This window comes from Paenarthrobacter sp. AT5, assembly GCF_032764245.1.
Lineage (GTDB): Bacteria > Actinomycetota > Actinomycetes > Actinomycetales > Micrococcaceae > Arthrobacter > Arthrobacter ureafaciens.
In genome coordinates this window covers 2,263,096-2,282,062 of sequence record NZ_CP136441.1, presented here as the reverse complement: position 1 = coordinate 2,282,062, position 18,967 = coordinate 2,263,096, and the positions used below count along the sequence as shown (strand labels likewise).

16 protein-coding genes are annotated in these 18,967 nt (G+C 64.0%); 8 read left to right on the top strand and 8 right to left on the bottom strand.

Annotated features, from left to right (window positions below; translation table 11 throughout):
* The first annotated feature begins 231 nt into the window (after nucleotides 1–231).
* The gene (locus tag RI444_RS10425) at nucleotides 232–2,172 is read left to right on the top strand and encodes an HNH endonuclease signature motif containing protein (protein ID WP_316963907.1); all 1,941 of its coding nucleotides are present in this window, start codon (nucleotides 232–234) and stop codon (nucleotides 2,170–2,172) included.
* A gap of 313 nt (nucleotides 2,173–2,485) precedes the next feature.
* Here the strand turns inward: RI444_RS10425 and RI444_RS10420 are convergent, their stop codons facing one another.
* Both RI444_RS10420 and RI444_RS10415 read right to left on the bottom strand, forming a co-directional pair.
* On the bottom strand, nucleotides 2,486–3,124 hold the full coding sequence (locus tag RI444_RS10420; RefSeq protein WP_207604762.1) for a hypothetical protein: 639 nt from the start codon (nucleotides 3,122–3,124) through the stop codon (nucleotides 2,486–2,488).
* Nucleotides 3,125–3,293: 169 nt separating this feature from the next.
* Entirely contained in the window at nucleotides 3,294–4,244 is a 951-nt protein-coding gene (locus RI444_RS10415) for a 5'-3' exonuclease H3TH domain-containing protein (RefSeq protein ID WP_062096817.1), read from the bottom strand.
* Between the two features lie 146 nt (nucleotides 4,245–4,390).
* On the opposite strand from RI444_RS10415, the gene RI444_RS10410 reads away from it, so the two are divergent.
* Together RI444_RS10410 and RI444_RS10405 are read left to right on the top strand one after the other, a co-directional pair.
* Nucleotides 4,391–6,367: an FAD-binding monooxygenase gene (locus RI444_RS10410; protein ID WP_207604761.1), complete on the top strand. Its 1,977-nt coding sequence runs from the start codon at nucleotides 4,391–4,393 to the stop codon at nucleotides 6,365–6,367.
* Nucleotides 6,368–6,714: 347 nt separating this feature from the next.
* A complete protein-coding gene (locus tag RI444_RS10405) occupies nucleotides 6,715–7,512 on the top strand; it encodes a PIG-L family deacetylase (protein WP_242703093.1) in 798 nt (265 codons plus the stop codon).
* A 56-nt stretch (nucleotides 7,513–7,568) separates the two neighbouring features.
* Here the strand turns inward: RI444_RS10405 and RI444_RS10400 are convergent, their stop codons facing one another.
* On the bottom strand, nucleotides 7,569–8,672 hold the full coding sequence (locus RI444_RS10400) for a glycosyl hydrolase family 28-related protein (protein WP_207604760.1): 1,104 nt from the start codon (nucleotides 8,670–8,672) through the stop codon (nucleotides 7,569–7,571).
* 104 nt (nucleotides 8,673–8,776) lie between these two features.
* Here RI444_RS10400 and RI444_RS10395 point away from each other — a divergent pair, with 104 nt between their 5' ends.
* Nucleotides 8,777–10,051, top strand: coding sequence for an MFS transporter (locus RI444_RS10395; protein WP_207605919.1), 1,275 nt, complete (start codon nucleotides 8,777–8,779; stop codon nucleotides 10,049–10,051).
* Here the strand turns inward: RI444_RS10395 and RI444_RS10390 are convergent.
* From RI444_RS10390 to RI444_RS10380, 3 genes are read right to left on the bottom strand one after another with little or no spacing between them, the layout of a single operon-like run.
* Complete coding sequence (locus RI444_RS10390; RefSeq protein WP_207604759.1) at nucleotides 10,048–10,407, bottom strand: TraR/DksA family transcriptional regulator; 360 nt, start codon at nucleotides 10,405–10,407, stop codon at nucleotides 10,048–10,050. The two genes, RI444_RS10395 and RI444_RS10390, sit on opposite strands and share 4 nt — an antisense overlap.
* 3 nt (nucleotides 10,408–10,410) lie before the next feature.
* Nucleotides 10,411–10,893, bottom strand: coding sequence for a pyridoxamine 5'-phosphate oxidase family protein (locus RI444_RS10385; protein WP_207604758.1), 483 nt, complete (start codon nucleotides 10,891–10,893; stop codon nucleotides 10,411–10,413).
* Between the two features lie 45 nt (nucleotides 10,894–10,938).
* Nucleotides 10,939–11,580, bottom strand: coding sequence for a dihydrofolate reductase family protein (locus RI444_RS10380; protein ID WP_207604757.1), 642 nt, complete (start codon nucleotides 11,578–11,580; stop codon nucleotides 10,939–10,941).
* A gap of 202 nt (nucleotides 11,581–11,782) precedes the next feature.
* Here RI444_RS10380 and ligD point away from each other — a divergent pair, with 202 nt between their 5' ends.
* Nucleotides 11,783–13,027, top strand: coding sequence for a non-homologous end-joining DNA ligase (gene ligD, locus RI444_RS10375; protein ID WP_207604756.1), 1,245 nt, complete (start codon nucleotides 11,783–11,785; stop codon nucleotides 13,025–13,027).
* Between the two features lie 26 nt (nucleotides 13,028–13,053).
* Here ligD and RI444_RS10370 read toward each other — a convergent pair whose 3' ends face one another.
* Together RI444_RS10370 and RI444_RS10365 are read right to left on the bottom strand one after the other, a co-directional pair.
* Nucleotides 13,054–14,802, bottom strand: a complete 1,749-nt coding sequence (locus tag RI444_RS10370) for a pyruvate dehydrogenase (protein ID WP_179013810.1) — start codon at nucleotides 14,800–14,802, stop codon at nucleotides 13,054–13,056.
* Between the two features lie 20 nt (nucleotides 14,803–14,822).
* A complete protein-coding gene (locus RI444_RS10365) occupies nucleotides 14,823–15,029 on the bottom strand; it encodes a DUF2945 domain-containing protein (protein WP_207604755.1) in 207 nt (68 codons plus the stop codon).
* 143 nt (nucleotides 15,030–15,172) lie between these two features.
* On the opposite strand from RI444_RS10365, the gene RI444_RS10360 reads away from it, so the two are divergent.
* The 3 genes from RI444_RS10360 to hpaE are packed head-to-tail and all read left to right on the top strand — an operon-like array spanning nucleotide 15,173 to nucleotide 18,879.
* On the top strand, nucleotides 15,173–16,675 hold the full coding sequence (locus RI444_RS10360; RefSeq protein ID WP_207604754.1) for a fumarylacetoacetate hydrolase family protein: 1,503 nt from the start codon (nucleotides 15,173–15,175) through the stop codon (nucleotides 16,673–16,675).
* A complete protein-coding gene (locus RI444_RS10355) occupies nucleotides 16,668–17,327 on the top strand; it encodes a GntR family transcriptional regulator (RefSeq protein WP_062096804.1) in 660 nt (219 codons plus the stop codon). The genes RI444_RS10360 and RI444_RS10355 overlap by 8 nt, the downstream gene beginning before the upstream one ends.
* A 10-nt stretch (nucleotides 17,328–17,337) precedes the next feature.
* On the top strand, nucleotides 17,338–18,879 hold the full coding sequence (hpaE, locus tag RI444_RS10350) for a 5-carboxymethyl-2-hydroxymuconate semialdehyde dehydrogenase (RefSeq protein WP_207604753.1): 1,542 nt from the start codon (nucleotides 17,338–17,340) through the stop codon (nucleotides 18,877–18,879).
* Nucleotides 18,880–18,967 lie beyond the last annotated feature (88 nt).

Genomic DNA, 18,967 nt, shown 5'->3' with positions numbered 1-18,967 from the left:
CGTTATAACGATGTGCGGATACCTCCATCTAACCCTGTATTCCGAAGTCGAGGGAGGCACTGTTGAGACTGGGATGGAGAGTCCTACCCAGTACGACGTACCGAATGTGTACCCATCCGAGGGTCCATTTACCGGAGTCTCGGGGAGGTTTCGGCCGGTTTCCTGGCTTGTTTTTCCACATAGGGGCTGAGGGCTGGTTACAGGGTTTGGGTGGGGTGGAAGGCTTGGTTTATGGGTTTGAGCGGGCAGGTTGTGGTTGAACGGGCGGGTAGGCCCGGTGCTGCGGCTGCCATGGACTCTGAAGCCGGGGCTGGTGTGGGTAGGGCTGGTTTAGGAACGACGACGGCGGCGGCCGGCCGTGAGGAGACGGCACCCGGTTTCGCTGCTGCCAACGGCGGTGGCCCTCCCAGCGCCGGTGACCTTCCCAGCAAATACCCTTCCGGCGGCGGTGGGGTCGTTGAGGATGTCATGGAGGCGTTGGAGGACGGGGCGGCGGTGTTGGAGACTGCCCGTGCCCTGGCGTTACCGGCAGGACGGGTGTTCGATGTTCAGGAAGCAGCAGACTTCGCTGCCAGGGTCGAGGACCTCTCCCGAAGCATCGGCTACCTGCAGATCATCGCAGCCCACGCGGTCGAACGCACCCGCACCGAAGCCAAACACAACCCCGCAAAGCCCGCCCCGGGCTGGCGGACCGGCTGGACCCAAACCCCACACACCGCCCACGCGCACACACCCGGCACCACTGCCCGGGCCGGCCGTCCGGCCTCCGTTGCCGGTGCCGGTGCCGTGCTTGGAGCCGTTGCGGGGTCCGGGCCTGTCACGTCTTCTGTTGCTGGGCCTGGTTCGGTACTCGATGACGGGTACCGCAACGCCGCCGAGTTCCTGCGCGCCAGGCTCCGGATCGATATCCGCGAAGCCCGCCGCCGCCTGACCCAAGCCGCGCTCCTGCTGCCCGGAACCACCCTCACCGGAGAAACCACCACCCCACGGCACGAACACCTCGCCACCGCGTTCGCCGCCACCGACGTGCCCTCCCGCTCAGCGACCATCATCACCACAGCCCTCGAACGCGTCGCCTTCATCGCCCACCCCGACACCCTCACCACCATGGAACACGCCCTGACCCGCACCGCCACCCACAACGACCCCGACTTCCTGGCCAAAACCGCCCAACACTGGATCAACCGCATCGACCACGACGGACCCGAACCCACCGAAGAAGAACTCCGCACCATCCAAGGAGCCTTCATCCGCAAACCCCGCCGCGGACTCCACCACATCGAAATCTTCGCCACCGACGAACAATACGAAACCCTCATCACCACCATGAACACCGCCACCAACCCACGCCTAACCCCACACAACAACCCCAACACCACCAGCGCGGGCACTACTGCCAGCCCCAGCACCGTCAGCGCCGTCAGCGCTGCCACCAGCGTCAGCAACGCCAACACCGTCAGCACGGTCAGTGTCGCGAGGGTCACCGGGCACAGCACACCAGGGCCCGAACTGGACCGCCGCTCCCGCGCCCAGAAACTCCTCGACGGTCTCATCACCGGCTGCAACTACGCCTTGCGCACCGGCAAACTCCCCGCCAACGGAGGCCTCAAACCCCAACTCACCGTCACCATCAACGCCAACGACCTCTACCCCCAACTCCAAAACCCACCACACCAGCCAACCCAGCCAGACCAGCCAACCCGGCCAGCCCGGCCAGACAAGGGCGGCTCCTCAGCCCGGCCGGGCAGCGCAACAGCGACCTTCACCGGCCCCATCCACGCCAGCACCATCCGCAAAATCGCCTGCGACGCCGACATCCTGCCCGTCCTCCTCGGAACCAACGGACAAGTCCTCAACATCGGCCGCACCACCCGGATCTTCCCACCCCACATCCGCAAAGCCATCGCCGCAAGAGACCAAGGCTGCACCTTCCCCGACTGCACCATCCCCGCACCCTGGTGCGAAGCCCACCACATCACCTACTGGTCACAAGGAGGCACCACCAGCACCAACAACGGCACCCTCCTGTGCTCACACCACCACCACCTCATCCACAAAGAACAATGGAAAATCACCACCCACCAAGGCATCCCATGGTTCACACCACCACCCCACATCGACCCCACCCAAACACCCCAACGAAACCACCACCACACACCCAACCGAACATGACACCCTGTCCAAAACAGGAAACACCCACGGCCACCCCGACACACCCCGGTCACTTGGCGCGCCCCCAGCCACCCCTCCGCGCCTCCAGCAACCCCTCCGCGCCTCCAGCAACCCCTCCGCGCCCCCAGCCAGGGAGCCTGGGCGCCTTGGGACAACAAAACAACAGGACCCTCCGCAATCACGAAGGATCCTGTCACTCAGAACCGCTATGCCCTGGTATTCAGTCAGTTGTCCTGCGGTGGGGAAACGGGTGCGCTACGGCTTCCGAACCCAATGGCTCACCTGGCCCCTCACCGCGACCGGCGGGACTACGTCAGCGGGCTCCCCCTCCAATGACTCCTGCCTCCACGGCTTTGGTCACTGCGTCGGCCTCGGCCTGGGTTAACTTGCCGTCGGTGACGGCTTTGTCGAGCCTGGATTTGAGCTCGGCGGCACGGTCTGACTTCGCCTCCGAACGTATCTCTTCGAGGGCCGCCGTGACCTTCGATTCCTCAACACCCAAGGAGGAAGCCAACGACTTTGCCAGCGCAGCCTCCATCGCTGCCCGGTCCGGCCGTCCGGTTTCGGATCCCTTGGACTGCTCGGTTCCATCCGACGGCGTGCTTCCCTCCGAGGGTTTAGTGTCGTCAGACGGAGCCTGAGCGGGTTTGTTGGCGTCGCGGAACGCCTTCAAGGCGTCGGTGACTTTGGTTTCATCAACCCCCAGCTTGGTAGCCAGTGCAGAAGCCAGGTGGCCTGCATCCCGTCCGGGGCCGCCGTGACGGCCATGTCCCTTGCCCGGTGCCAACCCGTCACCTGACGTTTGGCCTGGCGTTGCCGCCTCACTCGGCGTCGACGTTGCGCCGGGGTCCGGCGTCGTCGTTGCCGAAGCCATGCTCGTAACACCAAGTCCGGTGCCGAGGGCCAATGCTCCCGCCGCTAGACCCAACGTGATTTGCTTGGTTCTTGACATAACTAGTCCTCACTTCGCAACCGCCAGGTTGCGTCACCGTTGTTGCTGGTGGGCAGCCGGGTTGCTGCCCTGACTCAAGAGTGCGGTGACCACCCCGGCGGAGGCTGATGCGAAGCTGTTCATTGGCTGTGAACGTATGGACAAAGCTGTGAGCCGACCAGCCAGGGCATCACCGGGGAGCGTCGAAGGCGTCGAGCAGGCGTTTCACGGCACCGCCCAGGTTCCATTCAGTGCTGAGCTCCTGTAACTGGTCACGGGAAGCCCCGTTCACCGGTTTCAACTGTGCGCCTACCTCGTCGAGGGAAGGCAGGTCGAGGTCACGGACCACGTTGACCACCGCAGGAGCTACCTCCAGGTAGTCGGCGGCCGCGGCGAGTTTTGCTTTAACGCCGGCGGACAGCCCGCCGTCGGCCGCTTCTGCCGCCTCGAGGAGGCCGGCGAGTGAACCATGTGTGGCGAGCAGCGACGCAGCTGTCTTCTCGCCGATGCCCGCCACGCCCGGCAGTCCATCGGATGAATCTCCCCGGAGCGTGGCGAAGTCGGCGTATTGCTGCGGCAGGACGCGATACTTGCGCACGACGTCCACCTCTGTCAGTACCTCAAGGTTCTTCATGCCTCGGGCCGTGTAGATGACACGGATCGACTTCTCGTCATCCACCAATTGAAAAAGGTCCCGGTCCCCCGTCACAACGTCCACCGGCATGGACTGTCGGCCCGCATAGCTTCCGATCACGTCATCGGCCTCGTGATCGTCGACGCCCACCATCGCGATTCCAGCCAGCTCAAGCACGTGGCTGATCAAGGGAATCTGCGCTTGGAGGGCTTCGGGAACAACCTCGACGTCGGGACCTGAACTTACCTCTTCCGCCACTCGGTGGGATTTGTAGCTGGGTATGAGGTCCACCCGCCACTTGGGCCGCCAGTTGTTATCCCAGCAAGCGATCAGATGCGTTGCCTGATAATCCGTGGTCAGCCTGGCAATCATGTCCAGAAGGCCGCGGACGGCATTGACCGGGGTGCCGTCCTTTCGGCGGATGGTGTCCGGAACGCCATAGAAGGCACGGAAGTAGAGCGAGGCAGTGTCCAGGAGCATAAGTCGGGCCATACCTGATCCTGACATGCGGTGACGCTGTTTGGAGTGATTCGGACTTGTTCGGTGATGTGAGCCGGATTACTATGGTATTCGCAATAATCGAACACCACGTTCTATTATAGAACACACCGGCATCCCAAGGTTGCCCCGTCACAAAGAAGTGAGGAAAGCCCGTGCATTTCCACCACCACGGTTACGTATCCGGCGACCCCAGAGTTGAACCTGCAGCCGGCGTGGGGATCAACCGGCCGGAGGATCTACCCGATGAGGTCGACGTGCTCATAGTTGGGTCAGGCCCCGCAGGGATGCTGACGGCGGCCCAACTGGCCCAGTTTCCTGATATCACAGCGCGCATCGTGGAACGTCGTCCGGGCCGCCTGGCCATCGGGCAAGCTGACGGCATCCAGGCCCGCAGCGTCGAAACCTTCCAGGCTTTCGGTTTCGCTGAGCGGATCATCGCCGAGGCCTACCGCATCACCGAGATGGCGTTCTGGAAGCCGGACCCGGAGGACCACTCCAGAATCGTCCGTAGCGCGCGGGCAGTTGACGACCCCACCGGAATCAGCGAGTTTCCCCACCTGATCGTGAACCAAGCGCGCGTGCTGGACTACTTTGCCGAGTTCATGGCCAACTCCCCCGCAAGGATGAAGCCGGACTATGGCTACGAATTCCGCAGCCTTCGGGTTACTGACAACACCGCCTACCCCGTCTCCGTGACCCTCGTTCACAGTGCAGGCCCCTTGGAAGGGCAGGAACGGGTTATCAACGCCAAGTACGTAGTAGGTGCCGATGGTGCCCGGAGCAAGGTCAGGGAGTCCATCGGATGCCACCTGGCCGGGGACCAGGCCAACCACGCGTGGGGCGTCATGGATGTCTTGGCGGTGACAGATTTCCCGGACATCCGCACCAAGTGCGCCATCCAGTCCGGCTCGGGCGGCAGCATCCTGCTCATTCCCCGCGAGGGTGGCCACCTGTTCCGTATGTATGTGGACCTGGGCGAGGTTTCCCCGGAGGACCACGGCGCGGTCCGTAAGACGACCATCGAGGAGATTATCCACAAAGCCAACCAGATCCTGCATCCCTATACCCTGGACGTGCGCAATGTCGCCTGGCACAGCGTTTACGAGGTGGGTCACCGGCTGACGGACAGGTTCGACGACGTTCTGCCGGAGGAGCGCGGCAAGCGTACCCCTCGCGTGTTCATCACCGGCGACGCCTGCCATACCCATTCCGCCAAGGCCGGGCAGGGCATGAACGTCTCCATGCAGGACGGATTCAATCTCGGTTGGAAACTCGGCCACGTACTGGAAGGCCGGAGCCCGGAGTCCCTGCTGGACACCTATTCCGGCGAACGGCAAGTGGTAGCCAAGAACCTCATCGACTTCGACAAGCAATGGTCATCCCTCATGGCCAAAAAGCCCGAGGAATTTGAGGACCCCACGGAACTGGAGAACTTCTACACCAGCACCGCAGAGTTCCCGGCCGGCTTCATGACCCAATACACCCCCTCCATGGTGGTTGCCGAGGCAACCCACCAGGACCTTGCAACTGGCTTTCCGGTCGGCAAGCGCTTCAAGTCCGCCCCCGTGCGACGGGTCTGCGACACCAACCCGATCCATTTGGGCCACCATGCCAAGGCGGATGGGCGCTGGCGCATCTATGTCTTCGCCGACGCGACACCGGCAGGCGCCCCTGGCCCAGTGGCCGACTTTGCCGAGTGGCTCGAGACGGCACCGGACTCACCACTGGCTGCTACGCCGTCGACCCTTGACCGCGATGCCTGGTTCGACGTCAAGGTGATTTATCAGCAAGACCACACGAACGTGGACATCAATGCCGTCCCCGCGGTCTTCAAACCCGCCGTCGGACCGTTCAAACTGACCTATCTGGAGAAGGTCTTCGGCACCGACCCGGCAGCGGACATCTTCGACGAACGCGGACTCAGCCGGGACGGGGTGGTGGTGGTGGTCCGGCCCGACCAGTACGTCGCCAACGTCCTGCCGCTGAGTGCGACGGCGGAACTCGCCGGATTCTTCGCGGGCCTCAGGTCGGCGCCGAAGGCCCATGAGGTGCACGTACCTACGACGGCGGAGGCGCCTGCCGCTGCAAGTACCGCCGCGGCAAGCACCGCCGTGGGGGAGCACGCCTGATCCTCACAGGACCCAGGTACACAGAGCGGGCAAAACGCAGGTAAAACAGGGCGGGCCCCGAGGCTCTCCGGCTCGAATGGCCGGCAGATCGCCCCGGGTGCCCGCCCCATCATCGAGCGGGCAAGTACTCCCCCGCGAAAAAACTGCGTACCCGAAGCGGCGACCAGTAACCACACCGCACATATTCGAGTAGCGACTACTCGTGCCCTGCTATGACGGCCCCCAATAGCTTGGACCCCAACGTCACGTTGTCTGGCTCATTGGAGGTTCTTCATGGATCTGCTGCACCTGCACATGGCACCGTCCGCGCGAGGGACCACCATGGCACGGACGGAGATGTGATCTCCATGCCCGCGCACACACGCATTGAACGCTCGCTGGCCGGTGACGCACCCTGGCTCTTCCTGTCTCCCCATCTGGACGATGCGGTCCTTTCCTGCGGGGCTCTGATCGAGGCTCAGGCCGGTGGCAGGGAAATCATCGTGGCTACCTTGTTCACCGAAGCAACCCCTGGCCCGCACACCCGGGCAGCCCGGTCTTTCCTGCGGCAGTGCACGCATTCAGGCGCACTGGACCTGTTTGAAGCCCGCAAGACAGAGGACAACAAGGTCCTGACGGAGATGGGTGCCCGCCCCTTGCACATGGGCGGCGTGGACGCCCTCTTCCGCCGACGCCGGCTCCCGCGGATCGGCATCCCGGCGTGGGGCAGGGTGCGGCCCGGACTTCCCCATCGTTATCCGACCTTCCGGTTCGACGTTGCCCTGGGTCGTATCTCCCACGCAGAGAAGGCCTTGATCAACCGGCTGCAGGGGGACGTCGCCGAGCTCATGGCACTCACAGGCGCCGAACTCCTGTTTTGTCCCGTGGGCGTGGGCAAGCACGTGGACCACCTGATCACTCGGGAAGCCGGTATGGCGCACCAGCAGAACCTGGTGCTGTATTCGGACTTTCCCTACGATCTGGTGTCCGGCCCGGACACTTCGCGGCTGGATCGCCTCGGCTACGTGCCCTGGTCATGGGACCGGGGGCTCGCCTCAAAGCAGGGGCGGATTCGCCAGTATGCCACCCAGGCTGGCTCGCTTTTCCCCGGCGGCAAGATTCCACCGCGGGCCGAGACGTACTTTGTTCCTGCCCAAGGCAACTGAGGTTCAGGCGCAGGCAACTGAGGTTCGGGCACAGCTGACTAAGCTGCGGAGAACAGCTAGCACCCCTCTTTGTTGTTGACCGCCTTGTTTCCGGGCCCGTCGCCAAGCCTGAGGCTTCCTGTGTGGCAGTAGAGGTTGTCCGCGACGTTGATATTCTGCAGCTCACCATGGAACGTCAGCCACGGCCCCGGCATCTCCGCGAAAGAGTTTCCCACCACGTGGATGTCCCGGACCGCTGCAAATCCGTCGTAGTAACCGGTCTGGATTCCGTTGGGTGAATTGCGGAAGGTGTTGTTTTCCACCGTGATGTTCCGGATGGAGTGCTTCCCGACAGCCAGCTGCAGACCGGAGCCATGCGGACCGCCGCGGACGTTGTTGTTCCTGTAGACCACGTCGAAGACCTCGGCGCCGATCGTTTGGGCCACCAAGCCGTCGTCGCCATCTGCTCCCTGCCCCTGATCCACGGTGTTGCCTTCCACCACGCCGCCGTGGGAGTCGGTGATGTGGATCCCGTCCAGTTGGTCATAGGAGCCACTGCTGTCCGCTACGGTCTGGTTGTTGCGGACACAAAAATCGCTGCTTGCCACCACGGCGATTGAGTAGGTGAAGGGATTTTGGGTCCGGATCCCCTCCACCAGCGCGTTCCTGGAATGCCGGACGTCCACGAGGTATTCGGAGAGCCGGCCGCGGGTATTCCCGTCGAGCTGGTCCCCGCTGTGGTCCGCGGTCAGTCCGGCGATGGTCACGTTGTTGGCCCCATTGGTGGTGATGAGCGGATGTCCGCCGAAAGGACCCTCGGAAGACAGGAAACCGGGTCCGGCCTTCAGTACTGTGCCGGCGCCCTGTCCCCTGAGGGCAACGTTGGATTTGAGCAGCAATGGCTCAGCAAGCATGAATGTTCCTTCGGGCAGCTGGACAACGGCCCCTCCGCCGTTCGCCGCAGCGTCAATGGCCTGTTGCAGCGAGCGGGACGTGTCTTCCGGGTCCTTATAGCCATCGACAACATACTGGTTCACCCGGGTGGCCTGGCTTCCGGGCGCAAGGCAGTATTCGGGTCCTGCCGGACCCATGCTTGGCTTGGATGACAGGCCCGCAACTCCCACGCCCGCGACGACCACGACGGCGACCCCGGCGGCTGCCTTGACGGCGGCAGATCTCATGGGGTCACTTTATCCTGCGGTCCGGGCACCCTATGGCGGCAAGGGTCCAACGGTAAGACAATGGGCTCGTGGCCCCTCCTCCCTCCACAGGCAGCGGCGACACCATGAACGATGCCGCCCGCGCGATACAGCGTGTCTATCTGACGCTGACTCTGGGCAACACCATCGCGGCATCCTTCATTTGGGGCATTAACACCCTTTTCCTGCTGGACGCGGGGCTGAGCAACCTGGAGGCCTTCGCCGCGAACGCGTTCTTCACCGCGGGCATGGTCCTGTTCGAGGTACCTACCGGCGTGGTGGCCGACGGCTGGGGCCGGCGTACGTCGTTCCTGCTGGGCACCATGACGCTGGCCGGGTCCACTTACCTGTACTACGTGCTCTGGCAGATCTCCGCACCGTTTTGGATGTGGGCGGTGGTCTCTGTGCTGTTGGGGCTGGGCTTCACGTTCTTCTCAGGCGCAGTGGAAGCCTGGCTGGTGGATGCCCTGCGATATTCGGGGTACGAAGGCGGACTGGAGACTGTCCTGGGCCGCGGTCAGATGGCGCAAGGAATCGCAATGCTGGTTGGCTCCGTGGCGGGAGGGGTTATTGCCCAAGCCACGGACCTTGGCGTGCCGTTCCTGCTCAGGGTCCTGGTGCTCGTGGCCATGTTCGCGGTCGCGTTCCGGTTGATGCACGACGTCGGGTTCTCGCCTGATAGGTCGGCGCGTCCGGTGGAGGCCACCCGCGCAGTGCTGTCGGCCTCGCTCGAAAACGGTTTGAAGAACCGGCCCGTCCGGTACGTGATGCTGGCTGCTCCCTTTACCGCCGGCGTCGGGATTTATGTTTTCTACGCTTTGCAGCCTTTCCTGCTGGAGCTGTTCGGCGACCCCAAGGCTTACTCGGTCGCGGGGCTCGCCGCCGCGATCGTTGCCGGTTCGCAAATTCTGGGTGGCTGGTTGGCGCCGCACCTGAGGGGTCTGTTCCACAAGCGAACCTCGGTGCTGATCCTGACGGGTGTGATCGGCGGTGCCATTCTGCTGGCCTTGGGGTTCACGCGCCTGTTCTGGGTTGCTTTGGTGCTGCTGGCGTTGTGGGCGGTGATGGGTTCGGCGGCCCTTCCAGTGCGGCAGGCGTATGTCAACGACATGATCCCTTCCAAGCAACGCGCCACGGTCTTGAGCTTCGATTCCCTGATGGGTTCCAGCGGCGGCGTGGTGGTCCAACCCCTCCTGGGCCGTAGCGCGGACCTGTACGGCTACCCAGCGTCGCTGGCGATTGCCGGTGTCATCGAGTTGCTGGCCGTCCCGTTCCTTCTCGCTAGTCGCAGGCAGGCGCCCGTTGCCGACGGTGCGACGACGCCGACGTCGGGGCAGGACGGACCGGAGACCACGGGTTAGTTCTTCGTGCGCCCCGATGCGTGCCGGACGCAGAACGGGGTCCAGGGCCGGGCTTCGAGCCTGCCCTCGGGTATTGCTTCCCCGCAGACAGCACAGTGCCCGTAGGTGCCGTCGTCGATGCGGGCCAGCGCCGCCTCAATCTGCTCCAATCCCGCACGGCTTTGCTCCATGAGCGCCCCGGCCTGCGACAGCTCGAACGCTATGGTGCTGCCCTCGGGGTCGTGTTCGTCGTCCACATTGGAGTCCACCCGGGCGGCGCTGACTGAGCGGATGTCGCCGCGAAGCGAATCGAGAAGGGTCTGTTTCTGCTCCCTCTCCTGATTCAGGATCGCGCGGAACCGCTCTGCATCCACCATTGTTCAGAGATCCACCGTGTTGCTCTCGCCAACGCTCATCCGGGAATGCGTCACTTTGGATTTGACCCACTGCAACACAGTGGCCGCGGTACCGCCGGGGCTGGTCCAGTATTCGGCGGAGTCGGAATCCACGCGGAGCAGGCAAGCCTCGGGAGTCTCCGGTCCGTCAGGGAACCATGCCTCCGCAGCCTGGCTCCATTGCTCGCGGATCTGGGCCCGGTCCGTCACGACCTCCGCCGTTCCCGCCACAGAGACCCACTCAGTCTTCCGACCAAACGATACGTTGACCCGGGGATCTGCTTTCACGTGGGCCACCTGGGATGTCTCGAGGGACGTCAAGAACAACAGGTCGCCGTCTTCCCGGACTTCCTGGACGGCGAGAGGCCGGCTGACAAGCGCTCCGGACTCGTTGATGGTGGTGAGCATCCCGATCCTGGAGTCGTTGATGATTTCCGTGACCTTGCTGATGTCGTGTTCTTCAGTCATGTTCGCCTCTTTCCTCTGGTCAGGGAAGGTCCCCACGTCAGACTATTAGTAAGTTGCCTTATTTTCTAGCCGGGGCGGGCCTTCCAGGACCGTGGGGATGTACTCCAGCAACTGGGCCCGGCCATCAAAAGTCCTGCTGTTGACCAACTCAAGGGCAACGTCCGGGTAGCCGTCGTAGATCCTTTCGCTTCCCGTACGGCCCGTGATCACAGGGAAGATGACCAGCCGGAACCGGTCCACGAGCCCGGCTTTCAGTAGGGACCTGGACAGGGAGAGGCTGCCCAGCGTGGACAACGTCCCGGTCCGGGTGCGCTTCATCCCGCGTACGGCTTCCACGGCATCGCCGCGAATCAACTCACAATTGGGCCAGGCCAGGGGCTCTTGCAGGGTGGAAGAGAAGATGACTTTGGGCATATCGGCCAGGCCGCCCAAACTGGCACCCTCCTCCTCGGAGAATGCAGCGGAGTCGTCAGCCGCCTGTTGGGACAACCCTGCCATCACCCTGTAGGTATTCGCTCCCATGAGGGTGGTGAAATCCTTCTTTCCCTCTTCTTCGAGCCAGGCAAGGTATTCCGGTCCTTCCAAGCCCCACCAACCCGGCCATCCTTCCCCTGACGCGTACCCGTCCAAGGTGATGATCAGATCGACCATCAGCTCCGCACCGGCTTTTTCTGTTGCTTCACTCATGATTGGCTCCTTGTGCATGGCAGGACACTCGACCCGCGCCCCACCCTAAAGCGGCTCTGCAACCGGCCATCGGCTCAGCCGTCCGGACGTGGCCTGCCCATCCGGAGGCGGCCATGCTATCGCCATGGCCAAGGGCGCTCAAGGGTCCGCACCTGCACTGCAGGCTATGGTCCGCACCGTCCATCGTTGCTAGCGTGGCGCCATGACTCCGTCCAAGACCCCGGCCGAGATTCTTACGATCGACGATGTGGACGTCCGCATCTCCAGTCCGGACAAGCTGGTCTTCCCGGAGCCCGGCCTGACCAAGTTGGACCTCGTCCGGTACTACTTGTCGGTCGCCGAAGGCGCACTCCGCGGAGCCGGCGGACGGCCCATGGTCCTTAAGCGCTTCCCGAAGGGCATCGACGCGGAGCCGTTCTTCCAGAAGCGCGTACCGGAGAACCACCCACCCTTTATTGACACGGCAACACTGCATTACGCCTCGGGCACGTCTGCCGAGGAAGCGGTGATTCGCGACGCTGCGGGTCTGGCGTGGGTAGTGAACCTTGGATGTCTGGACCTCAATCCCCACCCGGTGCGGGCCGAGGACCTGGACCATCCGGACGAGCTCCGGATTGACCTTGACCCGATGCCGGGCGTGGATTGGAAACAGATAGTGGACGTCGCGTACGTGGCACGGGAGGTGCTGGACGACGTCGGACTGGTGGGCTGGCCCAAGACCAGCGGCTCCCGCGGACTCCACATCCTGGTCCGGATAGTCCCGGACCATGACTACCGGCAGGTCCGGCTGGCTGCCGAGTCCCTGGCCCGGGAAGCCGAGAACCGGGCACCGGGGCTGGCCACGGCCCGGTGGTGGAAGGAAGAACGGGGTGAGAGCGTCTTCGTGGACTTCAACCAGAACGCCAAGGACCGCACCGTGGCTTCTGCCTACTCCATCAGGCCCCTGTCGGACGCGAGAGTCTCCACGCCACTGACGTGGGAAGAAGTGGCCACCATCCGGCCGGACCAGTTCACTGTCCTAACGGTCCCTGAAAGATTCAAGGACATCGGCGATCCCCATGACGGCATCGATCAGGCTGCAGGGAGCCTCGACGGGCTCCTCGCGCTGGCGGAGGAGTTGGGCCCGGCGGAGAAAGCTCCCCGGGGCGGAGACGGGTCCGGTCGCCGGAAATCGACCATGCCGCTCATCGAAGTGGCCCGGACCAAAACCAAGCCCGAAGCCCTTGATGCCTTGGAGAAGTGGAAAGCCAACCACAAGGACGTTGTTCCGGACCTCCATCCGGCGGACATCCTGGTGGATGGCATGCGCGGCTCAAGCTCGCTCTGGTACCGCGTCCGCGTGAACCTCCAGCACGTAGCCGAGGGTAGGCGACCGGAGCAGGAGAAGCTGATTGCCGACTACGATCCGTGGGCCGGAAAGGAATGGTCCGGCGGACCGGAGAGGTAAGCCCCCGGCCCGCCGGAACCAGGGTCCTAGCGGCGCGGAAGGTTGCGGAGGTTGCTGCGGGCCATGCTGACGGCCTCCCCCGCTCCGCGGTTCAGCACCACCTTGGACATGGCCGTGGCGAAACCGATGACCTGCGAGCCGGAGATCTTCGGAGGGATGGACAGCGCCTGCGGATCGGTGATCAGTTCCACGAGTGCGGGGCCGGGATGTGCGAACGCTTCCCGGTAGGCTGACTCAATGTCTGCCGGGTCCGTCACCCGCACCGCGTGAAAACCGAGTGCTTTGGCCACAGCGGCATAGTTGGCATCCGGTACGTCCACCCCGAAGTCGGGCAGGCCATCCACCAGCATCTCCAGTTTCACCATGCCCAACGTGGAGTTGTTGAACACGACCACCTTCACGGGCAACTCGTGGGCAGCCACGGTGATGAGTTCGCCCAGCAGCATGGACAGTCCCCCGTCGCCGGAGACCGACACCACCTGGCGGCCCGGATAGGCCAATTGCGCTCCAATGGCGTGCGGGAGGGCGTTGGCCATGGAACCGTGAAGGAACGACCCAATCAGCCGGCGGGTCCCCAAAGGGTTGATGTAGCGCGCCGTCCACACGTTGCACATGCCGGTGTCCGCAGTGAAGATTGCATCCTCGGCGGCTACCTGGTCCAACAACGACGCCGCGTATTCCGGGTGGATGGGCTGCTTCTTCTCCACCTTCCGCGTGTAGGCTCCCACAGCCTTGTTCATCAAGCGGTCGTGCTTCTTGAGCATCTGGTCCAGAAAGCGGCGGCTCGATTTCGGCTTCACCAGGGGCAGGAGCGCAGTGAGGGTGGGGAGCACATCACCCTGGACGGCGATATCGACGTCGGTCCGCCGCCCCAATCGCTGGGCGGCGCGGTCTACCTGCGCCGTGCGGGTCTCCGGAAGGAACTGGTCATAGGGAAAGTCCGTTCCCAGGAGGACCAGCAGGTCCGCGTCTTCAATGCCTTCGGCCGCGGCTCCGTAGCCGAGCAGTCCCGTCATGCCAATGTCGAACGGGTTGTCGTACTGGACAAAATCCTTGCCGCGCAGGGAATGCCCGATCGGAGCCTTCGCCAACTCAGCCAGGGCAATCAACTCGCTGTGTGCTCCCTCGACGCCCGCGCCGGCAAAAATGGCGACCTTGCCGGCGTCGTTGATGGCATCGGCGAGTTCCTGCACGCTGGCCGGATCCGGAACCAAACTGGCGGGGCGGAACGTCGCCGGAAGTGGCGTTGAAGCCGTGGCTTCCAGGCCCGCAATGTCACCGGGCAGAGTGACGACGGCGACGCCCCTCAACGCGACGGCATTTTGGATGGCGCTATGCATGACGCGCGGCGCCTGGTCGGTGGTGCTCACCAGTTCGGAGTACACCGAGCATTCGTTGAAGAGCCGGTCCGGGTGGGTCTCCTGGAAGAACCCGCTGCCTATTTGCTTGCTTGGGATGTGGGAGGCAATCGCCAGCACCGGGGCGCCGGTACGGTTGGCGTCATAGAGGCCATTGATCAGGTGGAGGTTGCCGGGGCCGCAGGAACCGGCACACACGGCCAGCTTTCCGGTGAGTTGCGCTTCGGCCGCTGCGGCGAACGCGGCAGCTTCTTCATGCCGGACGTGGATCCAATCGATACCCCCTTGGGCGGAGCCGCCGGTCTGCCGGACAGCATCGACGAGGGGGTTGAGGCTGTCGCCCACGATCCCGTAGATACGCTGCACTCCGGCAGCCTGGAGTTGTTCGATGAGTTGGGTTGCAAGCTCTTTGGCCATAGTGCTCCTCCTCGCCAGCGCTACTTCTTCTCGGTCAGGGCCGAGGCTTTATGCGCCGCACGGGCACCGGTCTTGTCCGACTCCACGATGTATTGCGGCTCATCCTCGCTGGCCCGGTGCGTGTTGCCTTCGAGTTCGAAGTCGGACGTCTTCTTCTCGACGATTTTCCCGTGCGTCGCGCCCTGGAACGTGTTCCATTCGACGTGCGTGCCTTTGCTTAGCGTCATGGCTGCTCCTTGCGTCTGGAGGGCAACCGCCCTTTCAGGCGGACCCGGGTGTCCAGCCATAGTAAGCACGTTGGGCCCTTGACACCTTCCCGCAGATGAGCCAGAGTAATCGTATACGATTTCATACTCGATGAGGAGTGGGTTTGGAACAGGTCACATCGGACACCCTGGCGGCAGCGCGCAAGGTGATTGCGGTCCACATCAACTACCCCAGCCGGGCTGCGCAGCGTGGGCGGACTCCGGCGCAACCGTCGTACTTCCTGAAGCCGCCGTCGTCGTTGTCCCTGGGTTCCCCCGACGCTCCCGGAACTGTTGAACGCCCTGCCGGCTGTGAGCTGCTCGGTTACGAGGGCGAGATCGCACTGGTGATCGGCAAAGCTGCCCGCCGCGTTGGCTTGGAGGATGCGTGGAGCCACGTTGCCGCCGTCACCGCTTCCAACGACCTCGGCGTGTACGACCTCCGCTACGCGGACAAGGGTTCCAACCTCCGTTCCAAGGGCGGGGACGGGTTCACGCCCGTTGGCCCGGCGCTCATCCCGGCAGACGCCGTCGACCCTTCCAAACTGAGCGTCCGCACCTGGCACAACGGTGACCTGGTCCAGGACGACACCACCGAGGACCTCCTCTTCCCCTTCGCGCAGCTCGTCGCGGACCTCTCCCAGCTGCTGACGCTCGAGGAGGGCGACATCATCCTCACCGGCACCCCCGCTGGAGCTTCCGTGGCTGTCCCGGGGGACGTCGTCGAAATTGAGGTCACCGGAGGTGATTTCAGCACCGGCCGCCTCACCACCAAGGTGACGGAAGGTACGACGCCGTTCGCGGACTTTGGTGCCGGCCCCAAGACCGATGACACGCAGCGGGAAGAGGCCTGCGGTTCCCGCGAAGCCGCCGGGCTGGCACCGGCGGAGCCGGCGGCTGCCGCGAGTGTGCTGACGCCGGAGTTAAAGGCGAAGCTCGAATCGGTGGCCACCGCTACACTGTCGTCGCAGCTTCGCAAGCGCGGGTTGAACAACGTCAGCATCGACGGCTTGCAGGCCACCCGCCCGGACCGCAAGGTGGTGGGTTTGGCCCGGACGCTGCGCTATGTACCCAACCGTGAGGACCTTTTCAAGACCCACGGCGGTGGCTTCAACGCCCAGAAACGCGCGATCGATTCGGTGAATGAAGGCGAAATCCTGGTCATGGAAGCCCGCGGAGAAAAGGGCACCGGAACAGTGGGGGACATCCTCGCACTGCGGGCCCAGGTCCGTGGAGCCGCGGCGATCATTACCGACGGCGGTGTCCGCGACTATTCTGCCGTGGCGGACCTGGACATGCCGACATACTTCGCGAACCCGCACCCGGCCGTGCTCGGACGGCGCCACATCCCGTGGGACACCGACATCACCATTGCCTGCGGCGGCGCCACTGTGCAGCCGGGCGACATAATCGTTGCCGATTCCGACGGGATCCTGGTCATTCCCCCGGCCATCGCCGAGGAACTCGTGGACGACTGCATCGCCCAGGAAAAGGAAGAAGTCTTCATCTTTGAGATGGTCAAGCAAGGCAACAGCGTGGATGGTCTTTACCCCATGAACAAGGAGTGGCAGGCCCGCTACGCCGAATGGCTGTCCCTGCAAGCCACGGAAGGAGCCCACGGTGACTGAAACCGCCGTCGGGAGCAAATCCCAGCAAGCGTATGAGGCCGTGAAGGCCCGGATCGTCGAGGGCGCCTACACCCCCGGCTACCGGCTGGTGCTGGCCAAGATCGCCGAAGACCTGGGCTTCAGCGTGGTCCCTGTCCGCGAAGCCATCCGCCGGCTGGAGGCCGAAGGCCTGGTGAAGTTCGAACGGAACGTCGGCGCGACGGTCTCCGGGATCGACCCCACCGAGTACCTGTACACGATGCAGACCCTGAGCATCGTGGAAGGTGCGGCCACCGCGTTGTCCGCACCGCTGATTGATCCGGCCACGATCGCCCGCGCCCGTGCAGTGAATGCCGAGATGCGCGAGTGCCTGGAACACTTTGACCCTGTCCGCTTCACCGCCCTGAACCAGGACTTCCACAGCGTCCTGTTCGAGCACTGCCCCAACCCGCACATTCTTGACCTGGTCCACCGCGGCTGGAACCGGCTGGCGTCCCTGCGCTCATCCACGTTCCGGTTCGTGCCCGGCCGGGCCCAGGAATCGGTGCGTGAACACGAGGCCCTGCTCCAACTCATCGAGTCCGGAGCAGACGCCGACACCATCGAGAAAGCTGCCCGCCAACACCGCGCCGCCACCCTCGACGCCTACCTCGCCCACGCCGTATCCAGTTAGGAACTCAACGATGACGACCTCCACCGAAACCACCAAGCACTACGTTCCCGAGGACCTGCCCACCCATGTCCAGCACTACATCAACGGCGAGTTCGTTGACTCCGTCTCCGGGAAGACCTTCGACGTGCTGGACCCGGTGTCCAACCAGAACTACGCCACCGCCGCCGCGGGCCAGAAGGAAGACATCGACCGCGCCGTCGCCGCAGCGCGCGAAGCGTTCGTCAACGGTCCCTGGCCGAAGATGAAGCCCCGCGAGCGTGCCCGGGTGCTGAACAAGATCGCCGACGCCGTCGAGGCGCAGGAAGCCCGCCTCGCCGAGCTCGAGACGTTCGATACCGGCCTGCCGATCACCCAGGCCAAAGGCCAGGCACTCCGGGCGGCGGAGAACTTCCGTTTCTTCGCGGACCTGATTGTGGCCCAGTTCGACGACGCGATGAAGGTCCCGGGCTCACAGATCAATTACGTGAACCGCAAACCGATCGGTGTGGCCGGCCTGATCACCCCGTGGAACACCCCGTTCATGCTCGAGTCGTGGAAGCTCGCTCCGGCCTTGGCCACCGGCAACACCGTGGTCCTGAAACCTGCCGAGTTCACGCCGCTCTCGGCGTCCTTGTGGGCGCAGATTTTCAAGGACGCCGGCCTGCCCGATGGCGTGTTCAACCTGGTCAACGGCCTGGGTGAGGAAGCCGGTGATGCGTTGGTGAAGCACCCGGATGTTCCGCTGATCTCCTTTACCGGCGAGACCACCACCGGCCAGACGATCTTCCGCAACGCTGCAGAGAACCTCAAGGGCCTGTCCATGGAACTCGGCGGCAAGTCCCCGTGCGTCGTGTTCGCCGACGCCGACCTGGACGCCGCGATCGATTCGGCCCTGTTCGGCGTGTTCTCGCTCAACGGCGAACGCTGCACCGCCGGCTCCCGCATCCTGGTGGAACGCGCCATCTACGACGAATTCTGTGAAAAGTACGCCGCCCGGGCCAAGAACATCGTGGTGGGCGATCCCCACGATCCCAAGACCCAGGTCGGGGCACTGGTCCACCCCGAGCACTACCGGAAGGTTGCATCGTACGTGGAGATCGGCAAGTCCGAAGGCCGGCTCCTGGCTGGCGGCGGCCGACCCGAGAACTTGCCCGCAGGGCTCAACAACAGCAACTACATCGCACCCACCGTGTTTGCCGACGTCGCACCTGACGCGCGGATCTTCCAGGAGGAAATCTTCGGTCCCGTCGTGGCCATCACCCCGTTCGAGAACGACGACGAAGCCCTCGCCTTGGCGAACAACACCAAGTACGGCCTGGCCGCCTACATCTGGACCCAGAACCTGACCCGGGCGCACAACTTCTCCCAAAACGTCGAGGCCGGCATGGTGTGGCTCAACAGCCACAACGTCCGCGACCTGCGCACCCCGTTCGGCGGCGTCAAAGCCTCCGGCCTGGGCCACGAGGGCGGCTACCGCTCGATCGACTTCTACACCGACCAGCAAGCCGTGCACATCACCCTCGGCTCCGTCCACACCCCCAAATTCGGCGACACGCCCAAGTCCGGCTCCTAGCACCCAACCAGGTCGCAATAGAGCGCGTTTTCAGCCCTCAAAGCGCGCACAAATGCGACCCAGTTGGGTACCCACAACCATCCTTTCG